Source organism: Burkholderia arboris, assembly GCF_902499125.1.
GTDB lineage: Bacteria > Pseudomonadota > Gammaproteobacteria > Burkholderiales > Burkholderiaceae > Burkholderia > Burkholderia arboris.
On the sequence record NZ_CABVPX010000048.1, the window covers coordinates 36852 to 45735 of the forward strand.

Annotated in this window: 9 protein-coding genes; 3 read left to right on the forward strand and 6 right to left on the reverse strand. The window is 63.8% G+C overall.

The genetic code is table 11. The annotated features are described in order from the left end of the window. Nucleotides 1-28 precede the first annotated feature (28 nt). Together BLA15945_RS35415 and uvrB are read right to left on the reverse strand one after the other, a co-directional pair. A complete protein-coding gene (locus BLA15945_RS35415; RefSeq protein ID WP_059233631.1) occupies nt 29-580 on the reverse strand; it encodes an iron transporter in 552 nt (183 codons plus the stop codon). 227 nt (nt 581-807) lie between these two features. Further along, nucleotides 808-2898: an excinuclease ABC subunit UvrB gene (gene uvrB, locus BLA15945_RS35420; RefSeq protein WP_174994541.1), complete on the reverse strand. Its 2091-nt coding sequence runs from the start codon at nt 2896-2898 to the stop codon at nt 808-810. 260 nt (nt 2899-3158) lie between these two features. On the opposite strand from uvrB, the gene BLA15945_RS35425 reads away from it, so the two are divergent. Next, nucleotides 3159-4358 (forward strand): amino acid aminotransferase, encoded by a 1200-nt coding sequence (locus BLA15945_RS35425; RefSeq protein ID WP_059233629.1) that lies wholly within the window; start codon nt 3159-3161, stop codon nt 4356-4358. 117 nt (nt 4359-4475) lie between these two features. Here the strand turns inward: BLA15945_RS35425 and BLA15945_RS35430 are convergent, their stop codons facing one another. Then, on the reverse strand, nt 4476-5264 hold the full coding sequence (locus BLA15945_RS35430; protein ID WP_174994542.1) for a 3-hydroxybutyrate dehydrogenase: 789 nt from the start codon (nt 5262-5264) through the stop codon (nt 4476-4478). A gap of 165 nt (nt 5265-5429) precedes the next feature. Between BLA15945_RS35430 and BLA15945_RS35435 the strand changes: the two genes are divergently transcribed. Both BLA15945_RS35435 and BLA15945_RS35440 read left to right on the forward strand, forming a co-directional pair. After that, nucleotides 5430-6401, forward strand: coding sequence for a potassium channel beta subunit family protein (locus tag BLA15945_RS35435; protein WP_174994543.1), 972 nt, complete (start codon nt 5430-5432; stop codon nt 6399-6401). Between the two features lie 111 nt (nt 6402-6512). Beyond that, complete coding sequence (locus tag BLA15945_RS35440; protein WP_059233626.1) at nt 6513-7358, forward strand: 23S rRNA (adenine(2030)-N(6))-methyltransferase RlmJ; 846 nt, start codon at nt 6513-6515, stop codon at nt 7356-7358. 15 nt (nt 7359-7373) lie between these two features. On the opposite strand, the gene BLA15945_RS35445 is transcribed toward BLA15945_RS35440, so the two are convergent. The 3 genes from BLA15945_RS35445 to cueR form a co-directional block, all read right to left on the reverse strand. Next, nucleotides 7374-7739, reverse strand: a complete 366-nt coding sequence (locus BLA15945_RS35445) for a hypothetical protein (protein WP_174994544.1) — start codon at nt 7737-7739, stop codon at nt 7374-7376. 115 nt (nt 7740-7854) lie between these two features. After that, entirely contained in the window at nt 7855-8001 is a 147-nt protein-coding gene (locus BLA15945_RS35450) for a DUF3563 family protein (protein WP_006478295.1), read from the reverse strand. 215 nt (nt 8002-8216) lie between these two features. Then, a complete protein-coding gene (gene cueR, locus BLA15945_RS35455; RefSeq protein WP_059233625.1) occupies nt 8217-8621 on the reverse strand; it encodes a Cu(I)-responsive transcriptional regulator in 405 nt (134 codons plus the stop codon). Nucleotides 8622-8884: the final 263 nt, after the last annotated feature.

Consider the following 8884-nt stretch of genomic DNA (forward strand, 5'->3'; position numbering starts at 1 on the left):
CGAAGCGCGCCGTTCGTGATGCCACCGATCAGTAACCGCCCTTCTTGCCGATACCGGCGAACGGGAAGTCGTACTCGAGCGTAACGGGCTTGAACCACGCGCCCACGCCCGTTTCCTTGTCGATGTGACGGCCGAACGCCATGTGACCCGACTGCATCGGCGGCTTGACGACCATCGTCAGGTGATACTTGCCCGGGCCGTTCAGCTTCACGTTGTCGCCATAGTGCGGGCCGTCGCTCGCGACCATGCCCATCAGGTCGCCTTCAGCCTTCCACTTCGTGTCGCCCTGCTTCGTCAACTTGTACGTGACCTGCAGGTACGGCATCCAGTCGCCTTCCGCGAAACCCGTCGGGTTGTTCTTGACCGCATGGATGTCGGCCTCGAGGTGGATGTCGGAATCCGACGCCTTGCGCATCATCCCTTCCGGGTCCATCGTGATCGGCTGCAGGTACACCGCGCCGATTTCCATGCCGCCCTGGATCTGCTGCTTGCCGATCGGATATTCGGCAGCCGAGGCCGACATCGCGGCAAGCGCCGCCGCTACCGCAACCGTCGTGCGGATGAACGAAGAACCCAACATGGACACTCCTTGTTATTTGTCTGACTATCTTGACGACACGCGGGCCGCCGCCGGGGCCGCCCGCTGGAAACACTAACGCGACGAAGAACGTTAATGCGAACAATTCTCAATAATTGCGAAGTTTAGCACCGAACCGGTTTCGGAACAAACGAAGAGCCGTGTAAACCCCTGATCCGACAAGGCTTACAGGCTCGTTACCAACCCGTTTCGGTGACGCTTGGAAAGATTTACCGGCCGCCGCTGATGTGGTCGCCGACGTTCGCGCCGAACACGCGCTCGCGCAGCACCGCAAGCTGGTCGCGGGTCGCGGCCGCCTTCTCGAACTCGAGGTTCTTCGCGTAGTCGGCCATCTGCTTCTCGAGACGCTTGATTTCCTTCGCGAGCTGCTTTTCCGACATGTCCTCGAATTTCGCGCGCTGCTGCGCCTCCTTCAGCTCCGCGCGCGCCTCGTCCGCGTTGTAGACGCCGTCGATGATGTCCTTGATGCGCTTCACGACGCCGCGCGGCGTGATGCCCATCTTTTCGTTGAAGGCCATCTGCTTCGCGCGGCGGCGCTCGGTCTCGCCGATCGCGCGCGTCATCGAATCGGTCATGTTGTCCGCGTAGAGGATCGCCTTGCCGTTCACGTTCCGCGCGGCCCGGCCGATCGTCTGGATCAGCGAGCGCTCGGCGCGCAGGAAGCCTTCCTTGTCCGCGTCGAGGATCGCGACGAGCGACACTTCCGGAATGTCGAGCCCCTCGCGCAGCAGGTTGATCCCGACCAGCACGTCGAACGTGCCGAGCCGCAGGTCGCGGATGATCTCGACGCGCTCGACCGTGTCGATGTCGCTGTGCAGGTAGCGCACCTTGACGCCGTGGTCGGCCAGGAACTCGGTGAGCTGCTCGGCCATGCGCTTCGTCAGCACGGTGATCAGCACGCGCTCGCCGGCCTTCACGCGCGCATTGATCTCAGTCAGCACGTCGTCGACCTGCGAGCTCGCCGGGCGCACCTCGATTTCCGGATCGACGAGCCCCGTCGGCCGCACGACCTGCTCGGCGATCTGCCCCGTCACGCGCTTCTCGTAGTCGGCCGGCGTGGCCGACACGAACACGACCTGGCGCATCTTGCGTTCGAACTCGGGGAATTTCAGCGGCCGGTTGTCCAGCGCCGACGGCAGGCGGAACCCGTAATTGACGAGGTTTTCCTTGCGTGCGCGGTCGCCGTTGTACATGCCGTTCAGCTGGCCGATCAGCACGTGCGACTCGTCGAGCAGCATCAGCGCATCGGGCGGCAGGTAGTCGACGAGCGTCGGCGGCGGATCGCCGGGTTCCGCCCCCGAGAAATGCCGCGAGTAGTTCTCGATGCCCTTGCAGAAGCCGAGCTCCTGCAGCATCTCGAGATCGAAACGCGTGCGCTGCTCGAGGCGCTGCGCCTCGACGAGCTTGCCGTCGCGGTGGAAGTACTCGAGGCGTTCGCGCAATTCGTCCTTGATCGTCTCGACCGCCCGCATCACGGTATCGCGCGGCGTCACGTAGTGCGACGACGGATACACGGTGAAGCGCGGAATCTTCTGCCGCACGCGCCCCGTCAGCGGGTCGAACAGTTGCAGCGTCTCGACCTCGTCGTCGAACAGTTCGACGCGCACGGCCATTTCCGCGTGTTCGGCCGGGAAGATGTCGATCGTGTCGCCGCGCACACGGAATGTGCCGCGCTGGAAATCCTGCTCGTTGCGCGTGTACTGCATCGCGATCAGCCGCGCGATCACGTCGCGCTGGCCGAGCTTGTCGCCGGTGCGCAGCGTCAGGATCATCTGGTGGTATTCGGACGGGTTGCCGATACCGTAGATCGCCGACACCGTCGCGACGATCACCACGTCGCGGCGCTCCATCAGGCTCTTCGTCGCCGACAGCCGCATCTGCTCGATGTGCTCGTTGATCGACGAATCCTTCTCGATGAACAGGTCGCGCTGCGGCACGTAGGCCTCAGGCTGGTAGTAGTCGTAGTACGAGACGAAGTACTCGACCGCGTTGCGCGGGAAGAACTCGCGGAACTCCGCATAGAGCTGCGCCGCGAGCGTCTTGTTCGGCGCGAACACGATGGCCGGGCGGCCGAGCCGCGCGATCGTGTTGGCCATCGTGAAGGTCTTGCCCGACCCCGTCACGCCGAGCAGCGTCTGGAACGACAGGCCGTCCTCGACCCCTTCGACGAGCGTTGCGATCGCGGTCGGCTGGTCGCCTGCGGGCGGATACGGCTGGTACAACTGGAAGGGCGACCCTTCGAAGGTAGCGAATTTGGATTCGTCGAGCGCGTCGCCGACTTCAGCATGATGTTCGGACATGGAATGCGGCCGGAGCAAGGGCAAAGAAAGCATTCTAGCGCTTCGCGGCCGCGCGAACTGCTGCCGGCTCCTGACGCGCGACGGCTGCCCGAAATCGCGAATCGCCGCCGAATCGCGACGGATTCACCGCCCCCGCCAGCGCGAATTCGCTACAATATCAGGCTGCTGCGCTTTCCGGCGTCGCGCCGTTGGCGCGCGGTCCGCTGCGCCCGCCCCGCCGGCTGAAAGCCTGACCCTCTTTTCACTACTGCCGAATCATCATGTCGCTCTTCTCCGCTGTCCAGCTTGCCCCCCGCGACCCGATCCTGGGCCTGAACGAAGCCTTCAACGCCGATGCGCGTCCGACCAAGGTCAACCTCGGCGTCGGCGTGTACACGAACGAAGAAGGCAAGATTCCGCTGCTGCGCGCGGTCCGCGAAGCCGAGAAGGTGCGTGTCGAGGCCGGCCTGCCGCGCGGCTACCTGCCGATCGACGGGATCGCCGCCTACGATGCGGCCGTGCAGAAGCTGCTGCTCGGCAACGATTCGCCGCTGATCGCAGCGGGCCGCGTGGTCACGGCCCAGGCACTGGGCGGCACGGGCGCACTGAAGATCGGCGCCGATTTCCTGCGCACCGTGAACCCGAACGTGAAGGTCGCGATCAGCGATCCGAGCTGGGAAAACCACCGCGCGCTGTTCGAAGCAGCCGGCTTCGAAGTCGTCGCGTACCCGTACTACGACGCGGCCACCAACGGCGTGAACTTCGAAGGCATGCTGTCGGCGCTGAACGGCTACGAAGCCGGCACGGTCGTCGTGCTGCACGCGTGCTGCCACAACCCGACGGGCGTGGACCTGACCGAAGCGCAATGGCAGCAAGTCGTCGACGTCGTGAAGGCGCGCAACCTCGTGCCGTTCCTCGACATGGCGTACCAGGGCTTCGGCGAGAACATCGAAGCCGATGCCGCCGCCGTGCGCCTGTTTGCCTCGGCCGACCTGAACGCATTCGTGTCGTCGTCGTTCTCGAAGTCGTTCTCGCTGTACGGCGAGCGCGTCGGCGCGCTGTCGATCATCACGTCGAGCAAGGAAGAAGCCACGCGCGTGCTGTCGCAACTGAAGCGCGTGATCCGCACGAACTACTCGAACCCGCCGACCCATGGCGGCGCCGTCGTCGCTGCCGTGCTCGCGTCGCCGGAACTGCAGGCTTCGTGGGTGCAGGAACTCGGCGAGATGCGCGATCGCATCCGCGCGATGCGTAACGGTCTTGTCGAGCGCCTGAAGGCGAGCGGCGTCGATCGCGACTTCAGCTTCATCAACGCGCAACGCGGGATGTTCTCGTATTCGGGCCTGACCTCGGCGCAAGTCGATCGCCTGCGCGACGAGTTCGGCATCTATGCGGTCGGCACGGGCCGGATCTGCGTCGCCGCGCTGAACACGCGCAACCTCGACGCGGTCGCCAACGCAGTCGCAGCCGTCCTGAAGTAAAGCGGCGCCGGGCGGCCGCCGTCACCGGCTCCGCCCTGCCGACATGAAAAACGCGCTCCACGGAGCGCGTTTTTTTTGGCCGTTCGTCAGCGGGCAGCGACGCCGCCCGCGCCGGCGTTACTGCATGAACCAACCGTGGCTGACGACGACCGACTGCCCCGTGAGCGCGGCGCTCGGGAACGCCGACAGGAACAGCACCGTCTGCGCGACGTCCTGCACCGTCGTGAACACCCCGTCGACCGTGTTGCCGAGCATCACCTTCTTCACCACTTCCTCTTCGCTGATGCCGAGCTCCTTCGCCTGCTCCGGAATCTGCTTGTCGACCAGCGGCGTGCGCACGAAGCCCGGACACACGACGTGCGAGCGCACGTTGTGCTTCGCGCCTTCCTTCGCCAGCACCCGTGCCAGACCGAGCAGGCCGTGCTTGGCCGTCACGTATGCCGATTTCAGCGGCGACGCTTCGTGCGAGTGCACCGAACCCATGTAGATCACGACGCCGCCGCGATCGTCCTTGTACATGTGCTTGAGCGCGGCCTTCGTCGTCAGGAACGCGCCGTCGACGTGGATCGCCTGCATCTTCTTCCAGTCGGAGAACGAATAGTTCTCGATCGGGTTGACGATCTGGATGCCCGCGTTCGACACGAGGATGTCGACCGAGCCGAACGTTTCGGCAACCTTGTCGATGCCGCTGTTCACGGCTTCCTCGTTCGTCACGTCCATCGCGACGCCGATCGCCTTGCCGCCTGCCTTGTTGATCTCGTCGGCGACCGCGTTCGCGCCGTCCTGGTTCAGGTCGGCGATCGCGACGGCCGCGCCTGCCTTGGCGAGCTCGAGTGCGATTTCCTTGCCGATGCCGCTCGCGGCGCCCGTGACGACTGCGGTCTTGCCGCTCAGATCTGCTGCCATGTCCGTCTCCTCCCGTTTGTCGGATCGATAAATCATGCGCCCGCCGCATCCGCGCTCGTCGCGAACTCGTAACGGCGTGCCAGCCGTCATTGTGCACGATCGGCCCCGCCGTTCGCGCGCAAAACGTCTAAGCTTAAGGTCGGTTCCGTTACGCAGGAGATTCGCATGCACTATCGACGGCTAGGCCGCTCCGGCCTGCAGATCAGCGAGCTTTCCCTCGGTTCGTGGGTGACATACGGCAACCAGGTCGACCAGCGGGTCGCGCGCGAATGCCTCGCCGCGGCACGCGACGCGGGCGTCAATTTCTTCGACAACGCCGAGGTCTACGCCGGCGGCAAATCCGAGGAAATCATGGGTCAGGCGCTCAAGTCGCTCGACTGGCCGCGCGTCAGCTATATCGTGTCCACGAAGTTCTTCTGGGGGCTCGCTGAAGCGCCGAACCAGTACCACACGCTGAACCGGAAATACCTGTTGAATGCGCTCGACGGCTCGCTGCGCCGGCTGCAGCTCGACTATGTCGATCTCGTCTATTGCCATCGCCCCGATCCGAACACGCCGATCGAGGAAACCGTGTGGGCGATGAGCGACATGATCGCGCGCGGCAAGGCGCTGTACTGGGGCACGTCGGAATGGAGCGCCGACGAGATCCGCGCCGCATGCGAGATTGCCGAGCGGCATCACCTGCGCAAGCCGGTCGTCGAACAGCCGCAGTACAACCTGTTCCACCGCACGCGAGTGGAGCAGGAATATGCGCGGCTCTACGACGATTACGGTCTCGGTCTCACGACCTGGAGCCCGCTGGCATCGGGCCTGCTTACCGGCAAGTACCGCCACGGCGTACCGACCGGCAGCCGCGCGCAGTTGCAGGGCTACGACTGGATGCGTGAACGCCTGACCGACCGGACCGCCAACGACATCGTCGAACGGCTCGGCGGGATCGCGGCCGAACTCGGCTGCAGCACGGGCCAGCTCGCGATCGCGTGGGTGCTCGCGAATCCGCGCGTGAGTTCGGTCATCACCGGTGCATCGCGGATCGAACAGATCGGCGACAACATGCGCGCGATCGACGTTGCCGCGAAGCTGACGCCGGATGTGAAGCAACGCATCGAGGAACTGGTCGGCGACGCATACGAGTAAGGCGACTTGCGGCCACTCGCGTACAATACGCGGCCGCATCGGCGCCCGGCCTGACGGCCGCGCACGATCGACCGCTTTCATCGATTCACCTTTCGTTTCAGGCAGCCAGCCATGCTCAGTTATCGTCACGGTTTTCACGCAGGCAACCACGCGGACGTGCTCAAGCACGCCGTCGTCGTCCAGCTGCTGCGCTACCTGAACAAGAAAGACAAATCGTACTGGTACATCGATACGCACGCAGGTGCCGGCGTGTACTCGCTGCGCGACGGCTACGCGGCGAAAACGTCGGAATTCGACACCGGCATCGGCCGGCTGTGGAACGAAAGGAATCTGCCGGAAGCGCTGGGCGAGTATGTCGACGAAGTCCGCGCGCTGAACGACGATGGCGAGCTGCGCTTCTATCCGGGTTCGCCGTACATCGCATGGAGATCGATGCGCGAGCAGGATCGCATGCGCCTGTTCGAAATGCACACGACCGAAATCGACGTGCTGCGCCACAATTTCCGCGACGCGGGACGGCGCGCGATGATCTTCGCCGGCGACGGTTTCGAAGGGATCAAGGCGCTGCTGCCGCCGGCGCCGCGACGTGCACTCGTGCTGATCGACCCGTCCTACGAGGACAAGAAGGACTACGCGCGCACGGTGAGCTGCGTGACGGAATGTCTGAAGCGATTCGCAACGGGCTGCTATGCGATCTGGTACCCGCAGGTCACGCGGCTGGAGTCACAGCGCTTTCCCGAGCAGCTGAAGCGCCTGCAACCGAACAACTGGCTGCACCTGACGTTGACGGTATCGAATCCACCGACGGATGGATTGGGCCTCTTTGGCAGCGGGATGTTCATCCTGAATCCGCCGTATACGCTCGCGCAGAGCATGAACGAGGCACTGCCCTATCTGGTCGAGACGCTGGGACAGGATAGCGGCGCCCGCTTTCAGATCGAGCAACGCGGCAACTGACCGGACAACCGGCCGTTACTGCGGCCTCGGCGCGAGCCTCGGCTGGTTGGCTGGCTGCCCGCCCCATGCGGGAACGTTGATATACGGCGCGACGAACAGCGGAACCGACGTGTTCGGCGCCTGCCCGGCCGGGGCGCGCATGCCCGCCGGCTCGACGATCGGCTCCGAGGACAACGGGGCCGTCTGCAACACCAATCCGCCCTTGCCGTCCTGGATACCACGTTGCGTATCGAGAACCAGCGGTTTGGACGACGTCGCGGCACCGGCCGCGAGGCCATGGACAAGCACGGCCGCGCCCAGCACGAGACGCGCGCGGGCACGGCGACGCACATCGAGACGCAAACGCATGATCGTGTCCTTCAGGATGAAAAGCAGGCTCATACCATAGCGCTGCACTGACGATTTCGCCAGATCCGGCGCACAAAAAAACAAAGCCCCGTCAAATACGGGGCTTGCTTATCGTTCGGTGCCACACGGCACCTGACGGTGACTCCGATTACAGCGAGTAGCCGTTGGTTTCGAGCGAGCGGATGCGGCTCTCGAGCTGGACGATGTCCGACGACGTGGCGAGGTAAGCCTCACGGCGCTCACGTTCTGCGGATTCGAACCAGTTGCTCAGCTTTTCGACGATGTAGGCAATCATGACATTCTCCAAGGAAGAGGGACCCCTGGTGAACCGAGATTCAGGGATTTCCCGTATAGGGTTATCCCGAATTATAGCGATGCCGCACCAAGATGCTAGTGAAATACTTGCATGGAAACCATTCCAGAATGGAATGATCGCCCACCAACACACTGTAACCCATTGATTTTTATAGATATTGAATCGAAGCCCATTTTGAGGCTCGAGGGCGCGCACTAATTTGGTTCAACGATGGGGTCGGCGAGGCGCGCCAAAATCGGGCATTCGGGCCGTCCGTCACCATGGCAGTGCGCGGCCAGGTCGGCCAGCGTGTCGCGCATGTCGCTCAGCTCCGCGATGCGTTTGTCGAGTTCGGCCACGTGCTCGAGGGCGATCGACTTCACTTCGGCGCTCGCGCGGGAGCGATCCTGCCAGAGCATCAGCAGCTTGCGGATATCCTCGACGAGAAAGCCAAGCCGCCGGGCCTGGCGAATGAAGCGCAGGATGTGGATTTCGTCCGCGCCATAGATCCGATAGCCGGCATCGGTCCGCTTGCTCGGTGCAAGCAGGCCAACCTGTTCGTAGTACCGGATCATTTTTGCGCTGACTCCGGATTCGCGCGACGCGTCGCCGATATTCATTCCCTGCCCTCTTCATCAAGCCCCGGTTTCGACCGTGAACGTCGACGAATGCAATCGCCGACGACACTTCGATCGTATCAAATCACGTGACTTCGTTCCGCGATGAAGGCCGGCAAGCAGGATGGAAGGTGGTCGAATGTGGCGGGTGGCGTGGATGCGACCTCGGTCCGAATCGACGCCCATCGGCGCCCATCGGCGCCGCAGCGCCGGGCGCATTTCGTGTGGCCGGCACGCACATTTCCGTCGCTCAAATGCAAAAACCC

Bases quoted from the DNA above. Each gene is read 5' to 3' on its own strand.
- BLA15945_RS35415 (WP_059233631.1), bottom strand. From the start codon at position 580: ATGTTGGGTTCTTCGTTCATCCGCACGACGGTTGCGGTAGCGGCGGCG.
- uvrB (WP_174994541.1), bottom strand. From the start codon at position 2,898: ATGTCCGAACATCATGCTGAAGTCGGCGACGCGCTCGACGAATCCAAA.
- BLA15945_RS35425 (WP_059233629.1), top strand. From the start codon at position 3,159: ATGTCGCTCTTCTCCGCTGTCCAGCTTGCCCCCCGCGACCCGATCCTG.
- BLA15945_RS35430 (WP_174994542.1), bottom strand. From the start codon at position 5,264: ATGGCAGCAGATCTGAGCGGCAAGACCGCAGTCGTCACGGGCGCCGCG.
- BLA15945_RS35435 (WP_174994543.1), top strand. From the start codon at position 5,430: ATGCACTATCGACGGCTAGGCCGCTCCGGCCTGCAGATCAGCGAGCTT.
- BLA15945_RS35440 (WP_059233626.1), top strand. From the start codon at position 6,513: ATGCTCAGTTATCGTCACGGTTTTCACGCAGGCAACCACGCGGACGTG.
- BLA15945_RS35445 (WP_174994544.1), bottom strand. From the start codon at position 7,739: ATGAGCCTGCTTTTCATCCTGAAGGACACGATCATGCGTTTGCGTCTC.
- BLA15945_RS35450 (WP_006478295.1), bottom strand. From the start codon at position 8,001: ATGATTGCCTACATCGTCGAAAAGCTGAGCAACTGGTTCGAATCCGCA.
- cueR (WP_059233625.1), bottom strand. From the start codon at position 8,621: ATGAATATCGGCGACGCGTCGCGCGAATCCGGAGTCAGCGCAAAAATG.